The sequence below is a fragment of the Streptomyces sp. NPDC048825 genome (assembly GCF_043198355.1).
Taxonomy (GTDB): Bacteria; Actinomycetota; Actinomycetes; order Streptomycetales; family Streptomycetaceae; genus Streptomyces; species Streptomyces xiangluensis.
In genome coordinates this window covers 1-21,329 of the sequence record NZ_JBICUR010000028.1, presented here as the reverse complement: position 1 = coordinate 21,329, position 21,329 = coordinate 1, and the positions used below count along the sequence as shown (strand labels likewise).

23 protein-coding genes are annotated in these 21,329 nt (G+C 70.0%); 7 read left to right on the top strand and 16 right to left on the bottom strand.

The features are described 5' to 3' along the window. Positions 1 to 65 precede the first annotated feature (65 nt). From ACGFNK_RS42465 to ACGFNK_RS42440, 6 genes are all read right to left on the bottom strand, one after another. The gene (locus tag ACGFNK_RS42465) at positions 66 to 749 is read right to left on the bottom strand and encodes a response regulator (protein WP_393425723.1); all 684 of its coding nucleotides are present in this window, start codon (positions 747 to 749) and stop codon (positions 66 to 68) included. Continuing rightward, positions 746 to 3,295: a DUF4118 domain-containing protein gene (locus ACGFNK_RS42460; RefSeq protein ID WP_393425720.1), complete on the bottom strand. Its 2,550-nt coding sequence runs from the start codon at positions 3,293 to 3,295 to the stop codon at positions 746 to 748. The genes ACGFNK_RS42465 and ACGFNK_RS42460 overlap by 4 nt, the downstream gene beginning before the upstream one ends. A 137-nt stretch (positions 3,296 to 3,432) precedes the next feature. Then, positions 3,433 to 4,134: an ABC transporter ATP-binding protein gene (locus tag ACGFNK_RS42455; protein ID WP_393425717.1), complete on the bottom strand. Its 702-nt coding sequence runs from the start codon at positions 4,132 to 4,134 to the stop codon at positions 3,433 to 3,435. A gap of 195 nt (positions 4,135 to 4,329) precedes the next feature. Continuing rightward, the gene (locus tag ACGFNK_RS42450; RefSeq protein WP_386355772.1) at positions 4,330 to 5,100 is read right to left on the bottom strand and encodes a DUF3710 domain-containing protein; all 771 of its coding nucleotides are present in this window, start codon (positions 5,098 to 5,100) and stop codon (positions 4,330 to 4,332) included. Position 5,101: 1 nt separating this feature from the next. Further along, complete coding sequence (gene dut / locus ACGFNK_RS42445) at positions 5,102 to 5,617, bottom strand: dUTP diphosphatase (RefSeq protein ID WP_344386860.1); 516 nt, start codon at positions 5,615 to 5,617, stop codon at positions 5,102 to 5,104. An 8-nt stretch (positions 5,618 to 5,625) separates the two neighbouring features. Beyond that, positions 5,626 to 6,210 carry a PaaI family thioesterase gene (locus ACGFNK_RS42440; RefSeq protein WP_386355775.1) on the bottom strand — a complete coding sequence of 195 codons (585 nt, stop codon included), beginning with the start codon at positions 6,208 to 6,210 and terminating at the stop codon, positions 5,626 to 5,628. A 58-nt stretch (positions 6,211 to 6,268) separates the two neighbouring features. Between ACGFNK_RS42440 and ACGFNK_RS42435 the strand changes: the two genes are divergently transcribed. Further along, the gene (locus ACGFNK_RS42435) at positions 6,269 to 6,727 is read left to right on the top strand and encodes a DUF3093 domain-containing protein (protein WP_393425713.1); all 459 of its coding nucleotides are present in this window, start codon (positions 6,269 to 6,271) and stop codon (positions 6,725 to 6,727) included. A gap of 99 nt (positions 6,728 to 6,826) precedes the next feature. On the opposite strand, the gene ACGFNK_RS42430 is transcribed toward ACGFNK_RS42435, so the two are convergent. The 4 genes from ACGFNK_RS42430 to ACGFNK_RS42415 form a co-directional block, all read right to left on the bottom strand. Next, entirely contained in the window at positions 6,827 to 7,723 is an 897-nt protein-coding gene (locus ACGFNK_RS42430; protein WP_393425710.1) for a hypothetical protein, read from the bottom strand. A 13-nt stretch (positions 7,724 to 7,736) separates the two neighbouring features. After that, the gene (locus tag ACGFNK_RS42425; protein WP_005481602.1) at positions 7,737 to 8,033 is read right to left on the bottom strand and encodes a DUF4193 domain-containing protein; all 297 of its coding nucleotides are present in this window, start codon (positions 8,031 to 8,033) and stop codon (positions 7,737 to 7,739) included. A 391-nt stretch (positions 8,034 to 8,424) separates the two neighbouring features. Beyond that, positions 8,425 to 9,657 carry a sensor histidine kinase gene (locus ACGFNK_RS42420; protein WP_393425707.1) on the bottom strand — a complete coding sequence of 411 codons (1,233 nt, stop codon included), beginning with the start codon at positions 9,655 to 9,657 and terminating at the stop codon, positions 8,425 to 8,427. Positions 9,658 to 9,663: 6 nt separating this feature from the next. Beyond that, positions 9,664 to 10,317 (bottom strand): response regulator transcription factor, encoded by a 654-nt coding sequence (locus tag ACGFNK_RS42415; RefSeq protein WP_010983842.1) that lies wholly within the window; start codon positions 10,315 to 10,317, stop codon positions 9,664 to 9,666. Positions 10,318 to 10,719: 402 nt separating this feature from the next. Between ACGFNK_RS42415 and ACGFNK_RS42410 the strand changes: the two genes are divergently transcribed. Next, positions 10,720 to 10,893: a hypothetical protein gene (locus ACGFNK_RS42410; RefSeq protein ID WP_344386815.1), complete on the top strand. Its 174-nt coding sequence runs from the start codon at positions 10,720 to 10,722 to the stop codon at positions 10,891 to 10,893. 91 nt (positions 10,894 to 10,984) lie between these two features. Here ACGFNK_RS42410 and ACGFNK_RS42405 read toward each other — a convergent pair whose 3' ends face one another. Together ACGFNK_RS42405 and ACGFNK_RS42400 are read right to left on the bottom strand one after the other, a co-directional pair. Further along, positions 10,985 to 11,797 carry an inositol monophosphatase family protein gene (locus tag ACGFNK_RS42405; protein WP_393425702.1) on the bottom strand — a complete coding sequence of 271 codons (813 nt, stop codon included), beginning with the start codon at positions 11,795 to 11,797 and terminating at the stop codon, positions 10,985 to 10,987. Between the two features lie 8 nt (positions 11,798 to 11,805). Then, complete coding sequence (locus ACGFNK_RS42400; protein ID WP_393425699.1) at positions 11,806 to 12,933, bottom strand: ferrochelatase; 1,128 nt, start codon at positions 12,931 to 12,933, stop codon at positions 11,806 to 11,808. Between the two features lie 151 nt (positions 12,934 to 13,084). Here ACGFNK_RS42400 and ACGFNK_RS42395 point away from each other — a divergent pair, with 151 nt between their 5' ends. The 3 genes from ACGFNK_RS42395 to sepH all read left to right on the top strand — a co-directional run bounded on the left by ACGFNK_RS42395 (position 13,085) and on the right by sepH (position 17,162). Further along, a complete protein-coding gene (locus tag ACGFNK_RS42395; protein ID WP_393425696.1) occupies positions 13,085 to 14,323 on the top strand; it encodes an MFS transporter in 1,239 nt (412 codons plus the stop codon). After that, entirely contained in the window at positions 14,283 to 15,611 is a 1,329-nt protein-coding gene (locus tag ACGFNK_RS42390) for a D-arabinono-1,4-lactone oxidase (RefSeq protein ID WP_393425693.1), read from the top strand. The genes ACGFNK_RS42395 and ACGFNK_RS42390 overlap by 41 nt, the downstream gene beginning before the upstream one ends. Before the next feature lie 486 nt (positions 15,612 to 16,097). Further along, entirely contained in the window at positions 16,098 to 17,162 is a 1,065-nt protein-coding gene (sepH, locus tag ACGFNK_RS42385) for a septation protein SepH (RefSeq protein WP_386355798.1), read from the top strand. A gap of 88 nt (positions 17,163 to 17,250) precedes the next feature. Here sepH and ACGFNK_RS42380 read toward each other — a convergent pair whose 3' ends face one another. After that, complete coding sequence (locus tag ACGFNK_RS42380) at positions 17,251 to 18,078, bottom strand: sulfurtransferase (RefSeq protein ID WP_393425690.1); 828 nt, start codon at positions 18,076 to 18,078, stop codon at positions 17,251 to 17,253. Positions 18,079 to 18,345: 267 nt separating this feature from the next. Here ACGFNK_RS42380 and ACGFNK_RS42375 point away from each other — a divergent pair, with 267 nt between their 5' ends. Further along, the gene (locus tag ACGFNK_RS42375) at positions 18,346 to 19,140 is read left to right on the top strand and encodes a VOC family protein (protein WP_393425687.1); all 795 of its coding nucleotides are present in this window, start codon (positions 18,346 to 18,348) and stop codon (positions 19,138 to 19,140) included. Between the two features lie 15 nt (positions 19,141 to 19,155). Here the strand turns inward: ACGFNK_RS42375 and ACGFNK_RS42370 are convergent, their stop codons facing one another. Then, entirely contained in the window at positions 19,156 to 19,557 is a 402-nt protein-coding gene (locus ACGFNK_RS42370) for a hypothetical protein (RefSeq protein ID WP_393425684.1), read from the bottom strand. A 45-nt stretch (positions 19,558 to 19,602) separates the two neighbouring features. Here ACGFNK_RS42370 and ACGFNK_RS42365 point away from each other — a divergent pair, with 45 nt between their 5' ends. Beyond that, the gene (locus tag ACGFNK_RS42365; protein WP_393425681.1) at positions 19,603 to 20,193 is read left to right on the top strand and encodes a TetR/AcrR family transcriptional regulator; all 591 of its coding nucleotides are present in this window, start codon (positions 19,603 to 19,605) and stop codon (positions 20,191 to 20,193) included. 165 nt (positions 20,194 to 20,358) lie between these two features. Here ACGFNK_RS42365 and ACGFNK_RS42360 read toward each other — a convergent pair whose 3' ends face one another. Further along, positions 20,359 to 21,111, bottom strand: a complete 753-nt coding sequence (locus ACGFNK_RS42360) for a hypothetical protein (RefSeq protein ID WP_393425678.1) — start codon at positions 21,109 to 21,111, stop codon at positions 20,359 to 20,361. A gap of 60 nt (positions 21,112 to 21,171) precedes the next feature. Further along, on the bottom strand, positions 21,172 to 21,329 hold a 158-nt coding region (locus tag ACGFNK_RS42355; RefSeq protein ID WP_393425907.1), incomplete at its 5' end, for an acetyl-CoA carboxylase biotin carboxyl carrier protein subunit.

Genomic DNA, 21,329 nt, shown 5'->3' with positions numbered 1-21,329 from the left:
CATCCCGGGCTCCGTGATGCTGCATCTCCCGGGGGCAACCCCCGGACCCCCGGCCGCCTCGCAGCTCACCTCTCGAACCGGTACCCCATCCCCGGCTCCGTGATGAAGTGCCGAGGATGCGAAGGGTCCCCCTCCAGCTTGCGCCGCAGCTGGGCCATGTAGACGCGCAGGTAGTTGGTCTCCGTGCCGTACGACGGACCCCAGACCTCCTGGAGCAGCTGCTTCTGGCTGACCAGGCGGCCCGTGTTGCGCACCAGCACCTCCAGGAGGTGCCACTCGGTCGGGGTGAGGCGCACGTCGCGGCCTGCCCGGTTGACCTTCTTGGCGGACAGGTCGACCGTGAAGTCCTCCGTCTCCACGATCACTTCGTCCTCGCCGCCCCCGTTGGGCTCCGCGCGGCGGACGGCGGCCCGCAGCCGGGCCAGCAGCTCGTCCATGCCGAAGGGCTTGGTGACGTAGTCGTCGGCGCCCGCGTCGAGGGCCTCGACCTTCTCGTCCGAGGAGTGCCGGGCCGACAGCACCAGGATCGGTACGCGCGTCCAGCCGCGCAGTCCCTTGATCACCTCGACGCCGTCCATGTCGGGCAGGCCCAGGTCGAGCACGATCACGTCGGGGTGGCGGGCGGCCGCGAGCTGGAGCGCGGTGGCGCCGTCGGGAGCCGCGTCCACCTCGTAGTTGCGTGCCTTGAGGTTGATCAGGAGGGCTCGGGTGATCTGCGGCTCGTCGTCGACCACGAGGACGCGGGTCATGAAGCCTGCCTTTCCGGTTGTGCGAGTTCTGCGGGTCGTACGGCACCGGACGGGCCCGCCCGGACGGTGAGCACCATGGTCAGTCCGCCTCCGGGAGTGTCCTCGGCGTCGAGGGTCCCGCCCATGGCTTCGGCGAAGCCTCGGGCGACCGCGAGCCCGAGGCCCACACCGGCGCCGCGCGGGGCGTCACCGTAGCGCTGGAAGGGCGCGAAGATACGCTCCTTGGCCTCGTCCGGGACGCCGGGCCCGCGGTCCACCACCCGCACCTCGACCCGGTCTCCGAGCGTGCTGGCGGCCACCAGCACCCGCTCCCCGTCAGGGCTGTACTTCACCGCGTTCTCAACGATGTTGGCGACCGAGCGCTCCAGCAGCCCCGGGTCGACGGCGACCATGGGCAGGGTCTCGGGGACGTCGAGCTCCACGCTGTCCTCGGGTACGCCGCCCAGCGCCATCGGGACGACCTCGTCGAGGTCGATCTCGCGGATCAGCGGGGTGACGGTGCCGGTCTGCAGCCGGGACATGTCCAGGAGATTGCCCACCAGGAGGTCAAGTCGGTCGGCGCCCGCCTCGATCCCCTCCAGGAGCTCGGCCTCGTCCTCCTGAGACCAGGCCACGTCATCGGACCGCAGGGACGACACGGCGGCCTTGATCGCGGCCAGCGGGGTGCGCAGATCATGGCTTACGGCGGCCAACAGCGCCGTACGGATGCGGTTGCCCTCGGCCAGCGTGCGGGCCTGCTCGGCCTCCTGCTGGAGGCGCCGGCGGTCCAGTACGACGGCGGCCTGGGCGGCGAAGGCGGCCAGCACCCGGCGGTCCTCAGCGGGCAGCACCCGGCCGGACAGGGCCAGCGCCATGTGGTCGCCGACCGGCATGTCGACGTCTGCGTCCTCCGGCCGGATCGGCGGCTGCGGGCCGACACTGGCCGCGCAGGTCCACGGCTCGACGTCGCTCGTACGTTCCAGCAGGGCCACCGACTCCATGGCGAAGGTCTCGCGGACCCGCTCCAGCAGGGCGTCGACGCTGGTCTCGCCGCGCAGCACGCTGCCCGCCAGGAAGGAGAGGATCTCCGACTCGGCGCGCAGCCGGGCCGCCTGATGCGTACGCCTGGCCGCCAGGTCCACCACCGATGCCACCGACACGGCGACGCCCACGAAGATCGCCAGAGCGAGGATGTTCTTCGGGTCGGCGATCGTCAGCCGGTGGAAGGGCGGCGTGAAGTACCAGTTCAGCAGCAGGGAGCCGAAGGCTGCTGAGGCCAGCGACGGCAGCAGCCCGCCGAGTAGCGCCGCGGCCACCGTCAGCGTCAGGAACAGCAGCATGTCGTTGGTGAAGCCGAGGTCCGCGTCGGTGTGGGTGAGCAGCACCGTCAGCAGCGCCGGGCCGCCGATCCCGGTCAGCCAGCCTCCGATGATCCGGGACCGCCCGAGCCGCGCACCCCGGGCAACGGGCAGACCGCGCCCCTTGCCGACCTCGTCGTGCGTGATCAGGTGTACATCAAGGTCGGGGCCCGACTCGCGGGCGACCGTGGCGCCGACGCCGGGCCCGAAGACGTACTGCCAGCCCTTGCGGCGGGAGACACCGAGCACGATCTGCGTGGCGTTGACGCCCCGCGCGAACTCCAGCAGCGCCGAAGGGATCTCGTCCCCGATGACGTGGTGGAAGGTACCGCCCAGGTCCTCCACCAGGGTGCGCTGGACGGCCAGTTCCTTGGGCGAGGCGGACGTCAGACCGTCGCTGCGCGCGATGTAGACCGCGAGCACCTCACCGCCGGCGCCCTTCTCCGCGAGCCGGGCGGCCCGGCGGATCAGCGTCCGGCCCTCCGGACCACCCGTCAGCCCCACCACGATGCGTTCACGGGCCTGCCAGGTGGAGCGGATGCCGTGCTCGCCCCGGTACTGCTGGAGGTACTCGTCGACGCGGTCGGCGACCCAGAGCAGGGCCAGCTCGCGCAGGGCGGTCAGGTTGCCGGGGCGGAAGTAGTTCGACAGGGCCGCGTCGACCTTGTCCGGCTGGTAGATGTTGCCGTGCGCCATCCGCCGCCGCAGCGCCTGGGGCGACATGTCGACCAGCTCCATCTGATCGGCCCGGCGCACCACTTCGTCGGGGACGGTCTCCTTCTGCCGTACGCCCGTTATCGACTCGACCACGTCACCCAGCGACTCCAGGTGCTGGATATTGACCGTCGAGACGACGTCGATGCCGGCCGCGAGCAGTTCCTCGACGTCCTGCCACCGCTTGCCGTTGCGGGAGCCCGGGACGTTCGTGTGGGCCAGTTCGTCGACGAGCGCCACCTGGGGGCTGCGCGCCAGCACCGCGTCCACGTCCATCTCGGTGAAGAACGAGCCCCGGTACTCCAGCTCCCGGCGCGGGATCTCCTCCAGGCCGCGCAGCATCACCTCGGTCCGCGGCCGGGCGTGATGCTCGACGAAGGCCACCACGCAGTCCGTGCCCCGCTCGACGCGACGGTGCGCCTCGGACAGCATCGCGTACGTCTTGCCGACGCCCGGCGCCGCACCGAGATAGATCCGAAGCCTGCCGCGTCCCATGGGTCCCATTGTCTTCCCGTAACAGCCGCACACGCTGCGTCGACCTTACGGCCAATCATCGGCGCCCAAGCCGCGGAAGGCGGGCCCGGAGACGTCTTTGACGCAACCCTGATGCGCGCCCGCTCCTCGGCACCGGTTCAGTGCTCGACGATCTCGCCGTCGCTCAGTTCCAGCACCTGGTCCGCCAGGTCGAGCAGCGCGGCGTCATGCGTGGCGACGAGCGCGGTGACCTGCTCGCTGCGGACGACCGCGCGCAGCAGCTCCATCACAGCGAGGCCGGTCTCCGCGTCGAGCTGGCCGGTGGGTTCGTCGGCGATGAGGAGCGAGGGCTGGTTGGCGAGAGCGCGCGCGATGGCCACCCGCTGCTGCTGACCGCCGGAGAGCTCGCCCGGCCGCTGCGCCGCGTGATCGGCCAGGCCGACCAGGGCGAGCAGCAGCTCGACGCGCTCCTCGCGCTCGCGCGGATGGGCCCGGCGCAGCCGCAGCGGGACGCCCACGTTCTCGGCGGCCGTCAGGATCGGGATGAGCCCGAAGGACTGGAAGACGAAGCCGATACGGTCCCGGCGCAGCCGCAGCAGCCCCTCCTCACCGAGCCCGGACAGCTCGAGCCCGTCCACGGTGATCCGGCCGTCGTCCGGCTCGTCGAGCCCGCCGACGAGGTTCAGCAACGTCGTCTTGCCGGACCCCGAACGGCCCTTGAGGGCGACGAGTTCGCCGCGCGGCACGTCGAAGGACACCCCGCGCAGGGCGTGTACGGCGGTGGCTCCGGTCCCGTACGACCGGTGGACGTTCTCGACGCGCACCATGGTCTCGGTGGCGATCGCACCGCTGCCGCTCATCCGTTCCTCCCCCGTCGGCCGGGCGCCAGTATGGTCACCGGGCACCCGTCCCGGCAATGGTGTGGCACGTCCTGCGCGTCAGCCGCACCGACAGCCCGGAACCCACATATGACCATGGGCCGCACCCGGCGAAGGTGCGGCCCATGGTCGTGAGTCCGTGTCTACTGGTCGTGCATCCGTAGCTACCGGACGCGTCTACCGGACCTCGGTGATCTCCGGCCCGCGCTGCAGCTGCCCCATGCCTCCGGAGAAGCGGGAACCCGCCTGCTCCTCCTGCTGGACACCCTCGGCGACCATCTGCGCGTCCTCCGGCAGCTTCAGCACGATCGGGTCGCGCGGGGCCATCGGGCCCTCGCCGCGGACGACGACCGTGTCCCGGAAGATCTGCTCGAGCAGCCCGGCGGCCTGCGGCTGCACCGCGCCCTGCCCGGAGATCACTCCGCGCAGGAACCAGCGGGGACCGTCCACGCCGACGAACCGTACGACCTGGAAACCGCCGGTCCCGTCCGGCAGCTGCACCGGTACCTGGGCGCGCAGCTCCCAGCCCAGCGGGCCCTCGACCTCGTCGATGACACCGCCCTGCTGGGTGATGCCGGTGGCGATCTCCTCACGAACCTCGCCCCAGATGCCCTCGCGCTTGGGGGCGGCGAAGGCCTGCAGCTGGACGGCGCTGTCCTTCAGCACCACGGTGGCCGCGACGATGGCGTCGCCCGCGACCTCCACGCGCAGTTCCATGCCGTCGACCCCGGGCACGAAGAGGCCGCCCAGATCGACCCGGCCCTCGGCCGGATCGCGGACCTCCGAACTGTCCCAGGGACCGTCGGGGCGCGGCTTGGGTTCGAGCCGTACGCGCTCCTGCTCTGCGTCGTCCGTCTCAGTGTCGACTTCCTCAACTACGCCGTCGACCTGCTCGGCCTCGCTCGCCGCGTCCTCGGCGGCACTGCCCTTCTTGCGACGTCCGAACACGTCACTGTCCTTCCCGGTCGGATACGACCGAAGCGTATCGATTCCCACCCGTTGTGCCGTCCACCGCGGCATGGCCGCCGGTGGACCCGAAGCCCCCTGCGGCCCGTGTCGAGTCGGGAAGCTCCGCCACCTCCTGGAAGCGCACCTTCTCGACCTGCTGGACGACCAGTTGGGCAATCCGGTCGAAGCGCTCGAACCGCACGGACTCGCGCGGGTCGAGATTCACCACGATCACCTTGATCTCCCCACGGTACCCGGCATCCACGGTCCCTGGGGCATTCACGAGAGCGACTCCGCAGCGGGCGGCGAGCCCGGATCGCGGGTGCACGAAGGCCGCGTACCCCTCGGGGAGTGCGATGGACACTCCGGTGGGCAGCACGGCCCGCTCGCCGGGCGCGAGCTCACGGCTTTCGGTCGTCCGCAGATCCGCGCCGGCGTCGCCGGGGTGCGCGTATTCCGGAAGCGGTACGTCCGGATCGACGCGCTTGATCAGCACATCAACGGGGCTCGGGGGCACGGGTCGGGTCACGGGTTCACCTCGAAGGCGCGAGCTCGCCGGACCTGGTCCGGGTCGTTCATGGCCGCCTGGATCTCCTCCTGGCGGCCGTTGTCGACGAAGTGGTCGACCTTGACCTCGATGAACAGGGCGTCCGCGCGGACCGCGACCGGGCCTTCGGGGCCGCCTATCCGGCCGGTGGCCGTGGAGTAGATCTTCCGTCCGGCCACCGCCGTGACCTCGGCCTCCAGATGCAGCACGGTGTCCACGGGGACGGGCCGTACGAAGTCGGTCTCCAGGCGACCGGTCACCGCGATCGTCCGCAGCAGCCAGTTCAGCGAGCCGAGCGTCTCGTCGAGAGCGCTCGCGAGGACGCCGCCGTGGGCGAGACCGGGCGCGCCCTGGTGGGCGGTCTGGACGGTGAACTCGGCGGTGATCCTTACGCCTTCGCCCGCGCGGGCCGCGAGGTGCAGCCCGTGCGCCTGTCCGCCGCCACAGCCGAAGCAGTGCTCGTAGTGCGCGCCGAGCAGTTCGCCGGGGGCGGGCGCGTCCGGGTGCCGCACCGGTGCCACGGCGTCGGCCGGGGGTCGCAGGGTCGAAGAGGTACCACTCACAGGCGCAGACCTTACCTCCGCGTCAGCGGCCCGTAGGCACCGTGGCAGGCTTGGCTTCATGCAGCTCTCCGCCTCGCCCTACGAAGAACGTCTGACCGCGCCCCGCACCTGGTGGCTCGTCTGCTTCCTGGTCGGCGTCTCGATGGCGCTGATCCTGCTGCCGTTCGGCGTGCTGCCCCTACTGGGCGGCCTGGCCGGCGGCACGGCGGTCGCGGCGGTGGTGGCGAGTTCGTACGGCTCGGTCCGTATCCGTGTGGTGGGCGACTCGCTGATCGCGGGCGACGCGAAGATCCCGGTGTCGGCCCTGGGCCAAGCCCATGTGCTCGACGCCGAGGAGACACGCGCCTGGCGCACGTACAAGGCGGACCCGCGGGCATTTCTGCTGCTGCGCGCCTACATCCCCACGGCCCTGCGGGTGGAGGTCACGGACCCGTCGGACCCGACGCCCTACCTGTATCTGTCCACGCGGGAACCGGAGCGCCTGGCGGCGGCGCTTGACGCGGCGCGTGCGGCGTAGGCCTTTCCGCGAGGGTCTTTCTACGAGTTGCTCGCCCCGGCTCGGCTTTCCAGCTTTCGGCAGGCCGTCGTGAGAGCCGCGTGAGAGCCGCGTGAGAGCTCAGTGCCCCAGTTCCTTGGGGTTGTCGCTCATGTCCAAGGGGTCGGCGGGCTTCTCCAGGGGCGGCAGTGCGGGCAGGGCGTCCCAGGGGACCTGGGTCTTGCGGAGGTCCGTGCGGATGCGGTCAGCGAGTCTTCTGGTCTCGCGGCGGTTCATCGCCGCCCCGACGGCGGCGCCCACCAGGAACGGCATCAGGTTCGGCAGGTTCCTGATCGTCCGCTTCATGATCCGCTGGCGCAGCTCGCGCCTCAACTGGATCCCGAGAGCGGCGTTGACCGTCGACGGCTTGGCTACGTCGATGCCGCGCTCCTCCGACCACGAGTTCAGATACGTGGTCGTACGTTCCTTCAGATTGCCCGGCGGTCGCTGACCGTAGACCTCGTACAGCTCGGCGATCAGCTTCAGCTCGATGGCGGCCACGCCGGTGATCTCGGCGGCCAGTTCCGTGGGCATCGCCGGTGGTACGGGCATCATCGCGGCGGCGCCGACCCCCGCGCCCACCGTCGCCGTCGCGTTGCACGCGCCCGCGACCAGCTTGTCCGCGAGCTGCTCGGGACCCAGGCCGGTGAACTGCCGCTGGAGCGTCGCAAGGTCCCGTACGGGGATCCGCGGGGCGCTCTCGATGATCCGGTCCGTGAGGTAAGCCAGGAACGCCCTGGCCCTGCTGCCGCCCCAGCGGACGCCATCCCTCACCCCGTGCCCGACGGCGACCACCCGCCGCTTGGCGACAGGCGCCTTCTTGTCCGACACCTCCAGGGCACCGGAGGCACCTGTCACGTCCGCTGCTTCGAGCGAGGCCTCACGGCCCCGCTCGTCGTCACCTACGCCGTCCGAAGACGGACCGGCCGCTCCCTGGTCATGAGAACGGCGCTTCCAGGGCGGGGTCGAGCCATGCACGGCCGACCCTGCCTCAGTCGCAGTCGCGGCAGATCGGCTGGCCGTTCTTCTCGCGGGCCAGCTGGCTGCGGTGGTGGACCAGGAAGCAGCTCATGCAGGTGAACTCGTCCTGCTGCTTCGGCAGCACCCGTACGGCCAGCTCTTCGTTCGAGAGGTCCGCACCGGGCAGTTCCAGGCCCTCGGCGGCCTCGAACTCGTCAACGTCGACCGCCGAGGTCGACTTGTCGTTCCGACGGGCCTTCAATTCCTCAAGGCTGTCGGAGTCGACGTCGTCATCGGTCTTGCGTGGGGTGTCGTAATCCGTAGCCATGTCGCTCTCCCCCTCTGGGTGTCTGTGGTGTCTCAGCGCTCGTAACGCGTGAGAGGCCGGACTTGTGCCCGACCTGAGGCGGAGATTTTGCCTCACATCAAGGTCTGTTACTCAATCGACACCCAACCGAACTCAGCAGTAGTGATCGGCTTGGATGGCGAACGGGACCGTACACGGTCCTCACGCCGCACTTCAAAGGCGTCTCACCAGTACTTCCCGTCATGAAGACCATCGAAAACCCGGACTTTCCCGGCTTTCCGCCAACCTTCTTGATCACGGAGAGTAGATGGCCAAAAATTCGCCTATGTGATCGATCACACATGAATCTCCTGGGCTGCTGCCCAGAAAATTCCGCGCAAAGCGAACAACGCCGTTTGTCGGCGACATGTTCTCAGATGGGCAGGGTGACTCGCATCACCAGGCCACCCCCTTCACGCGGCTCGGCGCTGATGTGGCCGCCGTGGGCACGGGCCACGGACCTGGCGATCGACAGGCCGAGCCCCACACCTTTGTCGCTGCCGGTCCGCTCGGTCCGCAGCCGCCGGAACGGCTCGAAGAGGTTGTCGATCTCGTACGCCGGCACCACGGGCCCCGTGTTGGACACCACGAAGATCGCCTGGCCGTGCTGCGCCTGTGTCGTCACCTCGACCCAGCCGTCCTTCGGCACGTTGTACCGGACGGCGTTCTGGACCAGGTTCAGCGCGATCCGCTCCAGGAGTACGCCGTTGCCCTGGACGACTACGGGGGCCCGCTCCCCGCGGATCGCCACTCCGTTCGCATCTGCCTCGGCGCGCACCTGGTCGATGGCCTGCGAGGCGACCTCGGCGAGATCGACCGCCTTGCGCTCGATGATCTGGTTGTCACTGCGGGCCAGCAGCAACAGCCCTTCGACGAGCTGTTCGCTGCGCTCATTGGTGGCGAGCAGCGTCTTGCCGAGCTGTTGCAGCTCCACGGGTGCCCCCGGATCGGAAAGATGCACCTCCAGGAGCGTGCGGTTGATCGCCAGGGGCGTACGCAGCTCGTGCGAGGCGTTCCCGACGAAGCGCTGCTGGGCCGTGAACGCCCGTTGCAGCCGCTCCAGCATGTCGTCGAAGGTGTCCGCCAGCTCCTTCAGCTCGTCGTCCGGACCGTCCAGCTCGATACGGCGCGAGAGGTCCGAGCCGGCCACCGCGCGCGCGGTGCGGGTCATCCTGCCGAGCGGCGCCAGGACACGGCCGGCCATCGCGTAGCCGAAGGCGAAAGCGATCACCGCGAGACCCAGCAGGGCCAGGAGGGAGCGACTGAGCAGGTCGTCCAGGGCGTGCCGGCGCTGGAGGTTGACGCACTCGTTCATCGCGCTGTTGAACTCGCTGGGCGGAGCGCTTTCGGGAAAGTTGCACGTCTCGCTGGCGACCTTGCCCTCGACGATCTTGAAGGGCAGATTGCTGCCGACATCCAGGGCCTGCGCGGCGAGAAGGTAGATGATCGACAGCAGGAGGATGCCTGCTATCAGGAACATCCCGCCGTACAGCAGCGTGAGCCTTATACGGATGGTCGGGCGCAGCCAGGGGAACGGCAGCTCCGGCCCTCGAGGATCCCAGGTGGGCTTCGGGGGCGTCTTCGGGGGTGCGGGTGTCGTGGCCACCACAGATCAGATCCGGTAACCGGAGCCGGGAACGGTCACGATGACCGGCGGCTCGCCGAGCTTGCGGCGCAGGGTCATCACCGTGACGCGCACCACATTCGTGAACGGGTCGGTGTTCTCGTCCCAGGCCTTCTCCAGGAGCTGCTCGGCGGAGACGACGGCGCCCTCGCTGCGCAGCAGCACCTCCAGGACGGCGAACTCCTTGGGGGCGAGCTGGACCTCCTTGCCGTCGCGGAAGACCTCGCGGCGGTTGGGGTCCAGCTTTATCCCGGCACGCTCCAGGACGGGCGGCAGCGGCACGCTCGTACGGCGGCCGAGGGCACGCACGCGTGCCGTCAGTTCGCTGAACGCGAAGGGCTTGGGGAGATAGTCGTCGGCGCCGATCTCCAGGCCCTCGACACGGTCGCTGACGTCACCGGAGGCCGTGAGCATGAGCACGCGTGTGGGCATGCCGAGCTCGACGATCTTGCGGCAGACGTCGTCGCCGTGCACCAGTGGGAGGTCACGGTCGAGGACGACCACGTCGTAGTCGTTGACGCCGATGCGTTCCAGGGCGGCCGCACCGTCGTACACGACGTCGACGGCCATGGCCTCCCGGCGCAGTCCGGTGGCCACCGCATCGGCGAGCAGCTGCTCGTCCTCGACGACGAGTACGCGCACGTCGCTTGTCCTTCCTCTGTCCACCCGCGTAGCGCGCTTCGGCGCACACCGGTGGGGTCTGTCGGGGGTGAGACCTCCATCCTGCCCTTTTCGGCCATAAGTCGGCTGTAAGACGGGTGAGAGGGGGGTGAGAGCCCCGGGAATGCGAGATTTTCTCTTCCGGTTGAGGTTTCCGCGGAAGGGAGTGCGGGGAGGACGGCTTTACACCCCGCGATCACGCTCTGCATGTGCCACACCACCATGTGGTACGCCACCAGCCGCTTCCGCAGAGCGGACGTGGGTGTCCGGCACCGTCGCCGCCCAGCACGGGCAGCGCTGGGCATCCACAGGAGACGTGATCGCCCCTTCCGAACGGCACACCCCCGTGCCACCGACCCACGACCCAGGACGAGGGGGCGCAGCATGGACGCATTCACCGCAGGACTTCTGCAGCGCATAAAGGCTACCGAGTCCGACCTGACGCGGGCTCGCGAGACCGGCGACGACTTCCTCGCGGAGGTCGAGGAGGCCGAGCTCGACGACCTCCGCCGCCTCGCCGCCGAGCACGGTGTGGAGGTCAGCGCGTCACGCGTCTGATCAGCTCGTACGAGAGCGGGGCCCCGGCAGATCCAGACCGGGGCCCCGCTTCGTTGTTGTACGCGGCGTCAATCGCCTGTTGTACGCGGTGTCAGTCGTGCCAAGCGCCCAGTTCCTCCAGGCGCCTCTGGAGCGGCTCGAAGAGGCCGGGTGGGGCCGCGACGGTCAGGTCGGGTGAGAGGGGCTCTCCGGGGCGGCCGCCGGTGAGGGCGCCCGCCTCCCGGGCTATCAGGTCACCGGCCGCGTAGTCCCAGGGGTTCAGCCCGCGCTCGTAGTAAGCGTCCAGGCGGCCCGTCGCCACATCGCACAGGTCGATCGCGGCCGAGCCGCCGCGGCGGATGTCCCTCACCTCCGGAATGAGCTGCCGGACCACCTCGGCCTGCCGGGACCGGCGCTCGGCGAGATAGCCGAAGCCGGTGCCGACGAGGGCCAGCCCGAAGGCGGGGGCGGGCCGCACGCTCGCGGGGCGGTCGTTCACATACGCGCCCTCGCCCAGGACGGCCCGGTAGGTCTCGCCGCGCATCGGAGCGTGCACCACGCCGACGACCGTCTCGCCGTCCTTGCGGGCCGCGATCGAAACGGCCCAACTAGGCAGCCCATACAGGTAGTTGACCGTTCCGTCGATGGGGTCGATGACCCACTGGATCCCGCTGCTGCCCTCGACGCTGGCGCCCTCCTCGCCGAGCACGCCGTCGTCCGGCCTGAGGTCGGCGAGCAGGCCGGTGATCAGCTTCTCGGAGGCGATGTCCATCTCGGTGACGACATCAGCGGCGCTGGACTTGGTCGCGGCCACGCCGAGATCGTCGGGGCGGCCGTCGCGCAGGAAGGCGCCCGCGTGGTGCGCCGCGTCGAGCGCGATCTGCAGGAGTTCGGCCTTGAGCGGGTCGCTCGCGGTATCGGTCACGGTGCTCCTCAGGCGTACGGGCTGTCGGCACCCGCGGCGGCGGGCTTCGGGGCGCGGGCGGGGCAGCAGCCCACAGGGCACACATCATGGCTCGGCCCCAGATCACCAAGGGCACAGGGCTTCACGTCACGCCCGCTCTCGGTGGCGGCCCTCTCCATGACGAGCTCACGGACCGCGGCGGCGAACCGCGGGTCGGCGCCCACGGTGGCCGAGCGGCGCACCGGCAGGCCCAGCTCCTCGGCCTTGGCCTTCGCTTCCGTGTCGAGGTCGTACATGACCTCCATGTGGTCCGAGACGAACCCGATGGGCGCCATCACGACGGCCGGGACACCGGCGCCGTGCAGCTCCTCCAGGTGATCGCAGATGTCCGGCTCCAGCCAGGGGATGTGCGGGGCACCGGAGCGGGACTGGTAGACGAGCTGCCAGGGGTGGTCGGTGCCGGTCTCCTCGCGCACCGCGTCGGCGATCAGCCGCGCGGCGTCCAGGTGCTGCTTCACGTACGCACCGCCGTCACCGTGGTCCTCGACGGGACCGGAGGTGTCCGCGGAGGCGTTCGGGATCGAGTGGGTCGTGAAGGCCAGGTGCGCGCCCGCGCGGACGTCCTCGGGGAGGTCGGCGAGGGACTTCAGGACGCCGTCGATCATGGGCTGGAGGAAGCCCGGGTGGTTGAAGTAGTGCCGCAACTTGTCCACCCTCGGCAGCTCCAGTCCCTCGGCCTGAAGCGTCGCGAGCGATTCGGCGAGGTTCTCGCGGTACTGGCGGCAGCCCGAGTACGAGGCGTACGCGCTGGTGGCGAGGACCAGGATGCGCCGACGGCCGTCGGCGACCATCTCGCGCAGGGTGTCCGTCAGATACGGCGCCCAGTTGCGGTTGCCCCAGTAGACCGGCAGGTCCAGGCCGTGGTCGGCGAAGTCCTTGCGGAGGGCGTCCAGCAGGGCGCGGTTCTGGTCGTTGATGGGGCTGACTCCGCCGAACAGGAAGTAGTGCTGCCCCACTTCCTTGAGGCGTTCCTTGGGGATGCCGCGCCCCCGCGTCACGTTCTCCAGGAACGGGACCACGTCGTCGGGGCCTTCGGGGCCGCCGAAGGAGAGCAGGAGGAGGGCGTCGTACGGATGGGCATCGAGCGCGTCGGGCATGTCTTTGATCCTGCCACTCGTCACTGACAGTCGGGAAACGGCGGAATGACGGGGCGGTATGACGGGCCGGCACCGGCATACACAGGGACCCTGGGGCCCGTAAGCTGTATCGGCCACATTCACGCCTTACCGGATCCTCACCGGAGCCCCCGTGCCCAGCCCCTACCGCGCCCTGTTCGCCGCCCCAGGCTCCACGGGCTTCTCCGTCGCCGGTTTCCTCGGCCGGATGCCGCTGTCGATGATGGGCATCGGCGTGGTCACGATGATCTCCCAGCTCACCGGGCGCTACGGCCTCGCGGGCGCCCTCACGGCCACCCTCGCGCTGTCCGCGGCGGTGATCGGTCCGCAGATCTCGCGGCTGGTGGACCAGTACGGTCAGCGTCGTGTGCTGCGGCCCGCGACACTGTTCGCCCTCGCCGCGGCGGCCGGGCTGCTGCTGGCCGCGCACTTCGACTGGCCGGACGGGGTGCTGTTCCTGTGCTCGGCCTGCATCGGCTGCGTACCGAGCATCGGCGCGATGACCAGGGCGCGCTGGGCGTACCTCTACCGGGACAAGCCCGAGTTGCACACCGCGTACGCCTTCGAGTCCGTCGTCGACGAGATCTGCTTCGTCTTCGGGCCGATCATCTCCATCGGTCTGTCCACGGTCTGGTTCCCGGAGGCCGGGCCGCTCCTGGCGGGCTGCTTCCTGGCGGCCGGTGTCTTCTGGCTGACGGCCCAGCGTGCCACCGAACCCACGCCGCATCCCCGCGAGCACCACACCGGCGGCTCGGCCCTGCGCGCTCCCGGGCTGCAGGTCCTGGTGGCCACCTTCGTGGCGACGGGAGCGATCTTCGGTTCGGTCGACGTGGTCACGGTCGCCTTCGCCGAGGAGGAGGGCCACAAGGCCGCCGCGAGCGTCGTACTGGCCGTGTACGCGGCGGGCTCCTGCTTGGCGGGAGCCGTCTTCGGACTGCTGCGCTTCATGGGGGCGCCCGCCCGCCGATGGGTACTGGGCATCTGCACGATGGCCGTGAGTATGATCCCCCTCCTACTGGTCGGAAACTTGCCGTTCCTGGCCGTGGCGCTGTTTGTCGCGGGCCTGTCCATCGCGCCGACGATGATCACGACGATGGCCCTCGTCGAACGGCACGTACCTCGCGCGAAACTGACCGAGGGCATGACCTGGGTCAGCACCGGTCTTGCGGTCGGGGTCGCGCTCGGCTCCTCCGTGTCCGGCTGGGTGATAGACGCCGCCGGGGCGCGGGCCGGGTACGGGGTTCCGGCGGTCGCCGGGGCCGTCGCGGTCGCGGTCGGTTTCCTGGGGTATCGCCGGCTCAGCGGGCCGGTTCCGCAGCGGGGAGGGACCCATGAGCAGCACAGCGAGCGGGAAGAGCGGCACGTGGCGTAACTGGGCGGGCAATGTCTCGGCCCGTCCCGTACGGGACGTCACGCCCGCCTCGGTCGAGGAGCTCGCCGCCACCGTGCGCCAGGCCGCCGAGGACGGGCTGAGGGTCAAGGCTGTCGGCAGCGGGCACTCCTTCACGGCCGTCGCCGCCACCGACGGTGTGCTGATACGGCCCCAACTGCTCACCGGCATCCGCAAGATCGACCGCGCGGCGGGCACCGTCACCGTGGAGGCGGGCACCCCGCTGAAGCGGCTGAACGTAGCCCTGGCCCGCGAGGGGCTGTCGCTCACGAACATGGGCGACATCATGGAGCAGACGGTTTCCGGCGCGACCAGCACCGGCACTCACGGCACCGGCCGTGACTCGGCGTCGATCGCCGCCCAGATCACGGCACTTGAACTGGTCACCGCCGACGGCTCGGTCATCAATTGCTCGGAGAAGGGGACCGAAGAAGAACGCGCTGTCTTCGCGGCAGCCCGCATCGGACTCGGTGCCCTGGGTGTCGTCACCGCGATCACCTTCTCCGTAGAGCCCCTTTTTCTGCTCACGGCCCGTGAGGAGCCGATGACCTTCGACGAGGTCACCAACAGCTTCGACGAACTGCACGCGGAGAACGAGCACTTCGAGTTCTACTGGTTCCCGCACACCGGCAACTGCAACAGCAAGCGAAACAACCGAAGCGCGGGCCCGGAGAAGCCGGTCGGCAGAATCCGGGGCCTCTTCGAGGACGAGTTCCTTTCCAACGGCCTCTTCCAGGTGGCCAATTCGGTGGGCCGTGCCGTGCCCGCGACGATCCCGGCGATCGCGAAGATCTCCAGCCGGGCCCTTTCGGCCCGCACGTACACGGACATTCCCTACAAGGTCTTCACTTCCCCGCGCCGGGTGCGCTTCACAGAGATGGAGTACGCCGTCCCCCGCGCGGCCCTTGTCGAGACGCTGCGTGAGCTGAAGGCCATGATCGACCGCTCCCCCCTGCGGATCAGCTTCCCCGTGGAGGTGCGCACCGCGCCCGCCGACGACATCACGCTTTCCACGGCATCCGGCCGGGACAGCGCGTACATCGCGATCCACATGTACAAAGGCACGCCGCATCGGGCGTACTTCACGGCCGCGGAGCGGATCTTCACCGCGCACGAGGGGCGCCCGCACTGGGGCAAGCTGCACACGCGCGAGGCGGAGCACTTCGCCGAAATCTATCCGCGCTTCGGCGAGTTCACCGCCCTCAGGGACCGGCTCGACCCGGACCGGCGCTTCGGAAACGACTACTTGCGGCGGGTGTTGGGGACGTAATCGCGCCACAGGGTCGCGCCATCGCCAACTACACCAGAACGAGAGGACCTCGGAGGAGACTCAAGAGGAACTAAGAGCCGGAACAATCAACTTCGGTCGTGAAGATCGCGTGAAGATCGCCACGCACCGTGGCCACCGGAACGGTGTTCCCGGTGACCAACTCCCGACCCCCGCGAGAAGTTGGGCGGCGTGCCGATCCACGCAGGTGGCCCGAATGGAGTACTGTTGCGAGCCCTGGGTCCGGACACCCGCCAGGGCGTCCGGGGCCTTCCAGGACCGCCGTGAGGGGGCTCGTTGCACAGGGTGACGGAGTTTGTCACTTAGCGTTGCGAATAGGTAACCGTGCCATAACGGCGATCCAGGGCCAGCGCCCGACACGCCGGGCAACTCGGCAAGGTTGTGGCAGGCTGCACCCGGGCAGGCCACACTCGACTAGCGGAAGCAGCGACGCACGTGACGTCGGCAGGCACCACCCGGGAGGTCCCCATGCCCGAACTGCGTGTCGTGGCCGTCTCTAACGACGGCACACGGCTGGTGCTGAAGGCTGCGGACAGCACGGAGTACACGCTTCCGATTGACGAGCGTCTGCGCGCCGCTGTACGCGGCGACCGTCCCCGCCTCGGCCAGATCGAGATCGAGGTGGAGAGCCATCTCCGCCCCCGAGACATCCAGGCGCGTATACGCGCAGGCGCCTCCGCCGAAGAGGTCGCCCAGCTCGCCGGCATCCCCGTCGATCGCGTACGCCGCTTCGAGGGCCCCGTGCTCGCGGAGCGCGCGTTCATGGCGGAGCGGGCCCGCAAGACCCCGGTCCGCCGGCCCGGCGAGACCACCGGACCCCAGCTCGGCGAGGCGGTGCAGGAGCGGCTGCTGCTGCGCGGCGCCGACAAGGAGACCGTGCAGTGGGACTCGTGGCGCCGTGACGACGGCACCTGGGAGGTCCTGCTGGTCTACCGGGTCGCGGGTGAGCCGCACTCGGCGAGCTGGACGTACGACCCGCCACGGCGGCTCGTACAGGCTGTGGACGAGGAGGCGCGCTCGCTGATCGGCGAGTCCGACGACGACCTCGCCTCGCCCGAGCCCAGCTTCCCGTTCGTGCCGCGTATCGCCCGGCTGCCACGCGACCGCGAGCACCCGATGGACCGCGCCCTGGAGCGCCAGACGGAACGTCCCGTCCTGCCGGCCCAGTCTCCGGAGCCCGAGGAGGAGAGCATCAACGGTGAGCGGGACTCGCTCACCAGCCTCCTGGAGGCGGTGCCCAGTTTCCGCGGCGACCTGGTGGTGCCCGAGCGCCCCGCCCCGACCACGGAGATGCCGGCGGAGGAGGAGCCCGCCCCGGAGCCCGAGGCGGAGGAGCCCCCGGCGCCCGCGGCCTCGGCCGGTTCGGCGTATGCCGATGTGCTCATGCCGCGCTCGGTGGCCAGCCACCGTGACCGGCTCGTCGGCTCCACCGACCGGCAGGCCGAGGCGGACGGCGTCCGCCCGGGCCGAAGAGCAGCGGTGCCGAGCTGGGACGAGATCGTCTTCGGGACGCGTCGCAAGAAGCAGGAATAGGAAGCGGAAGATGTACGCGACTGGGGCTCGCACCACTTCGGGGCGAGCCCTTTTCGCTGCCGTGCGCCTCCTGTGGGCCGGGGCCGGTCTACTGCGGGTCGGGACCCGTCGCGACCGGGCGGCTCTCGTCCGCCGACCACTCCGACCAGGAGCCCGCGTACAACGCGGCCGGAATGCCCGCAACCTGAAGGGCGAGGATCTCGTGGGCCGCGGAGACTCCCGAGCCGCAGTAGACGCCGACTTCACAAGTACCGGTCGCGCCCAGGGACTTGAAGCGCTCCGCGAGTTCGGCGGCCGGGCGGAAGTGGCCGGATTCCGTCACGTTCTCCGTGGTCGGTGCCGAGACGGCGCCGGGGATGTGGCCGGCGATCCGGTCGATCGGCTCGACTTCGCCCCGGTAGCGCTCGGCGGCGCGCGCGTCGAGGAGCAGGCCGGTGCGGGCCAGGGCGGCGGCTCCGTCCGCGTCGAGAAGCGGCAGCGCGCCGGGCGACGGCAGGAACGTACCGGCGACCGGCGACGGGGCACCGGCCTCGATGGGGCCGTCCCAGGCCGCGAGTCCGCCGTCAAGGACACGCACCGACGGGTGACCCGTCCAGCGCAGCAGCCACCAGGCGCGCGCGGCGGCCCAGCCGAGCCCGCCGTCGTACACGACGACGTCCCGGTTCGCACTGACTCCGGCCGCCTGCATGGCCGCCCCGAAGACCTCCATGTCCGGCAGCGGATGCCGGCCGCCCGCCCCGGCCGGAGCTGCGAGTTCCGAGTCCAGGTCCACGAAGACGGCACCCGGAATGTGTCCCTCCTCGTATGCGGGACGCAGGTTCGGGCCGCCCAGTTGGTATCGGATGTCGAGCACCACCGGCGGCTTCGGTCCGGCCAGGGCGTTCGCGAGTTCGGCTGCGGAGATGATGGCGTTCATGGCCACCATCCTTGCGCACGGGGTGGCCGCATCGTCCAGGTCCGGCTACTCTGCCCGCCGGACCGGCCCGAGCACACGGCGTACGGGCCTGGACACAGGCTGTACAGCCGATGGACACCACCAGGCAACCGCGGGGATACGGATGGGACACAGCAAATCGGGCATCCTCCAGCCATGCGCAGCCGACTCGGCGCGCGGCGGCTGTGTGCGCGTTCGGAAGCGGAAGTGAAGCTGCCGGCGCTCTTAGGCGCCGAGGAAAGAGTGACGATGACCGAGGCACGGGGACCGGCCGGCCTGAACGGCACCGCACACACGCCCGGCACACCCTGCTGGGTGAGCCTGATGGTGCACGGGATGGCCGCGACCCAGGAGTTCTACGGAGCACTGTTCGGCTGGAAGTTCCAGCCCGGCCCCCAGCAGCTCGGCCCGTACGTACGTGCCGTGCTCGACGGCCATGAGGTGGCCGGGATCGGGCAGTTGCCGCCCGACCGTCATCTGCCCATCGCCTGGACGCCCTACTTCGCCTCGGACGACGTGGATCTGACGGCGGAAACGGTACGGGCTTGCAGCGGCACGGTCGGCGTCGGCCCCCTGGACGCCGGGGATGCCGGCCGTATGGCCATCGCCTCCGATCCCTCGGGCGCCGTCTTCGGCATCTGGCAGACCGCGGCCCACCTCGGCACGGGCATCACGGAGGTGCCCGGCACGCCCACCTGGAACGAGCTGGTCACGCGCGACTCCGCGAGCGTCGCCAAGTTCTACGACACGGTCTTCGGCTACGAGGAAGAGCCGGTCGCCTCCGCGGACGTCGACTACATCACACTGCACATCGAGGGCCGCCCGGTGGCCGGCATCCGCGGCGTGGGCCACGCCCTCCCCCGCGACCGGGGCCCGCACTGGATGACGTACTTCGAAGTCGCCGACGTGGACGCCTCCCTGACCGATGTCATCGACCTGGGCGGCCACGTCCTGAAAACGCCCCGCGACACCCCGCACGGCCGCATCGCCACGGTCGCAGACCCGGAGGGGGCGGCGTTCTCCCTCGTACGCACGAGCCACTGACGACGACTGCGTTTTCTACACGGCCTTCTGGGCGGCGAGAGCGAGCTTGCGGTGGGTGCGGACCATCATGGCGCGGGCCATGAAGGGGTGGACCCACTTCACTGCACCCCAGTAGAGCCTGGAGCGCCATGCGTTCGTCTTCACTGAGCTGCAGAGGGTGACGTACTTCTCGTCGATGACGATCGAAGCCCAGGCGTCGAGACCGGCTGTGCTCACGTCCATGAGTGCCTCGCCGTCCTGCTGCGCCGCGATCGGGAAGGCGTCACGCAGGATGCCCGTCCAGGCCGCCGGATCGCGCGGCATTCCGGGCCGCAGCTCCATGGCGTACGCGTCCTGATAGTCGGGCCGGTCCACGGCTGTCCTGATCAGTCGGGCGCCTTCGGGAAACCCCACCGCTACGGGCTTGTCCTTGAGCATCACGTACCTCCATACGCTGGCGTATGGACGACCATACGGTAGCGTATGGACATGGTGCAACGGCAGCAGACCAAGAAGGCCAGGCTCAGCGCCCGTGACTGGGCGGATGCCGCGCTCGCCGCCATCGGCGAAGGCGGCGGCCTCGCGGCGGTGGCGGTCGAGCCGCTCGCTGCCCGCCTCGGTGCCACGAAGGGCAGCTTCTACTGGCACTTCGGCAATCGCGAGGCACTGATCGAGGCCGCGCTCGCCCGCTGGGTCGAGGCGGACACCGAGGAGATCATCACGGCCGTGGAGACCGAGCCGGACCCGGAGAGGCGTCTGCGCAGACTGTTCACCGAGATCACCAAGCCGGCCACCGCCGATCCGCTCGAGGTATCGCTGCTCGCCAGCACCGACCACCCTCAGGTCGCCGCCGCGCTGCGGCAGGTCACCGAGCGCCGGATCGGCTACCTGGCCGGGCTCTTCACCGAACTCGGCTTCGCCGGGGACGAGGCACGGCGGCGCGGGCTGATGGCGTACAGCTTCTATCTGGGGCACACCCAGCTCGGCCATGCCGTGCCGTCCGCGCTGCCCGTACGCGAGGAGTTCCCCGCGTACTTGGAGGCGACGATGGATGCACTTCTCCGACGCGAGTAGCACGGCGAAGTCCGGTGTCGTACCGCACCCCGTAAGGGGCGCGGGGCTGTATCAATTTGCCGCTCCGCCGCGATGGGGGTCCCCCCGCTCGCGCGAAGTCGAGAGTGAGGGAGCGACCAGCCTCCACCGGCCCGCAGGTGCATCCCCGTTCTCCCAGCTGAGCGCTCACGCTGTGAGCAGGCCCAGTTCGACCGCGTGTACTCCGGCCTGGAAGCGGGACACGGCTCCCAACTCCTGCATCAGCTCGGCGACATGACGGCGATAGGTGCGGACCGACAGGCCGAGGCTCTGAGCGGCAGCCTCATCGGTGATTCCCGAGGTGAGGCAGCCGAGTACCTGGCGGGCGATCTCGGTCCTGCCGCGCGCGGAGACCCGGCGGTAGCTCTGCGCGGGTGTCGCGCTGGACCAAGCGCCGGTGAACAGGGTGTCCAGCGCCCGCAGCACCATCGGGACGCGGATGGTCACGGCCTGCGGGCCTGCCACTCCGAACTCGGCGCGCGTCAGGGCCATCCGCCCGTCCACGATCAGCACTTCCTGGTGCTGATGCGCCGAGATCCTGACGTCGAAGGCCGGCCGTGGGGGCAGGGACGCCAGGTGGCGCCGGACATTGCGGTCGTCGAGGATCCCCGGACCGCCGAGCACGCGGACTCCGACACCAGCGGCGGAGATCTCACGCAGCATGTCGAGAAGGCCACTCAGGGCCTCCGACATGGTCACCCGGCAGGGCAGTGCCAGGGAGACCGATCGACGCGCAGTGGAGATCAGTCGCTCGGCGCTCCGCCGGATCCGCTCATTGCTGGGATCGGCCACCACGGTCAGCGCGCCCTGGGCGGCGCCCGCCCGGTGCCGGGTTTTGGTGACCGCGTCGTCGACCAGTGCCCGCATCTGGAGCAGCGTCTGCTCCAGTTCGTCCCCCATGTTCGTCTCTCCTGTTCGATCATCGTCGACGCGATTCCGCGCCGGTCTGTGCTGGTGTGGTCAGTCCTTGATCTCGCAGATCGCGGCGCCGGACGTGATCGAGGCGCCGACGTCGGCGGACAGGCCCTTGATGGTGCCCGAACGGTGGGCGTTGAGGGGCTGTTCCATCTTCATGGCCTCCAGGACGACGATCAGGTCGCCCTCGTTGACCTCCTGGC

Excerpts from the sequence above, each read along its gene's own strand:
- ACGFNK_RS42425 (WP_005481602.1), bottom strand. The coding sequence starts at position 8,033 with ATGGCTACGGATTACGACACCCCACGCAAGACCGATGACGACGTCGAC.
- ACGFNK_RS42375 (WP_393425687.1), top strand. The coding sequence starts at position 18,346 with ATGACCGAGGCACGGGGACCGGCCGGCCTGAACGGCACCGCACACACG.
- ACGFNK_RS42460 (WP_393425720.1), bottom strand. The coding sequence starts at position 3,295 with ATGGGACGCGGCAGGCTTCGGATCTATCTCGGTGCGGCGCCGGGCGTC.
- ACGFNK_RS42465 (WP_393425723.1), bottom strand. The coding sequence starts at position 749 with ATGACCCGCGTCCTCGTGGTCGACGACGAGCCGCAGATCACCCGAGCC.
- ACGFNK_RS42390 (WP_393425693.1), top strand. The coding sequence starts at position 14,283 with ATGAGCAGCACAGCGAGCGGGAAGAGCGGCACGTGGCGTAACTGGGCG.
- ACGFNK_RS42410 (WP_344386815.1), top strand. The coding sequence starts at position 10,720 with ATGGACGCATTCACCGCAGGACTTCTGCAGCGCATAAAGGCTACCGAG.
- ACGFNK_RS42400 (WP_393425699.1), bottom strand. The coding sequence starts at position 12,933 with ATGCCCGACGCGCTCGATGCCCATCCGTACGACGCCCTCCTCCTGCTC.
- ACGFNK_RS42360 (WP_393425678.1), bottom strand. The coding sequence starts at position 21,111 with ATGGGGGACGAACTGGAGCAGACGCTGCTCCAGATGCGGGCACTGGTC.
- ACGFNK_RS42455 (WP_393425717.1), bottom strand. The coding sequence starts at position 4,134 with ATGAGCGGCAGCGGTGCGATCGCCACCGAGACCATGGTGCGCGTCGAG.
- sepH (WP_386355798.1), top strand. The coding sequence starts at position 16,098 with ATGCCCGAACTGCGTGTCGTGGCCGTCTCTAACGACGGCACACGGCTG.
- ACGFNK_RS42435 (WP_393425713.1), top strand. The coding sequence starts at position 6,269 with ATGCAGCTCTCCGCCTCGCCCTACGAAGAACGTCTGACCGCGCCCCGC.
- ACGFNK_RS42365 (WP_393425681.1), top strand. The coding sequence starts at position 19,603 with ATGGACATGGTGCAACGGCAGCAGACCAAGAAGGCCAGGCTCAGCGCC.
- ACGFNK_RS42380 (WP_393425690.1), bottom strand. The coding sequence starts at position 18,078 with ATGAACGCCATCATCTCCGCAGCCGAACTCGCGAACGCCCTGGCCGGA.
- ACGFNK_RS42370 (WP_393425684.1), bottom strand. The coding sequence starts at position 19,557 with ATGCTCAAGGACAAGCCCGTAGCGGTGGGGTTTCCCGAAGGCGCCCGA.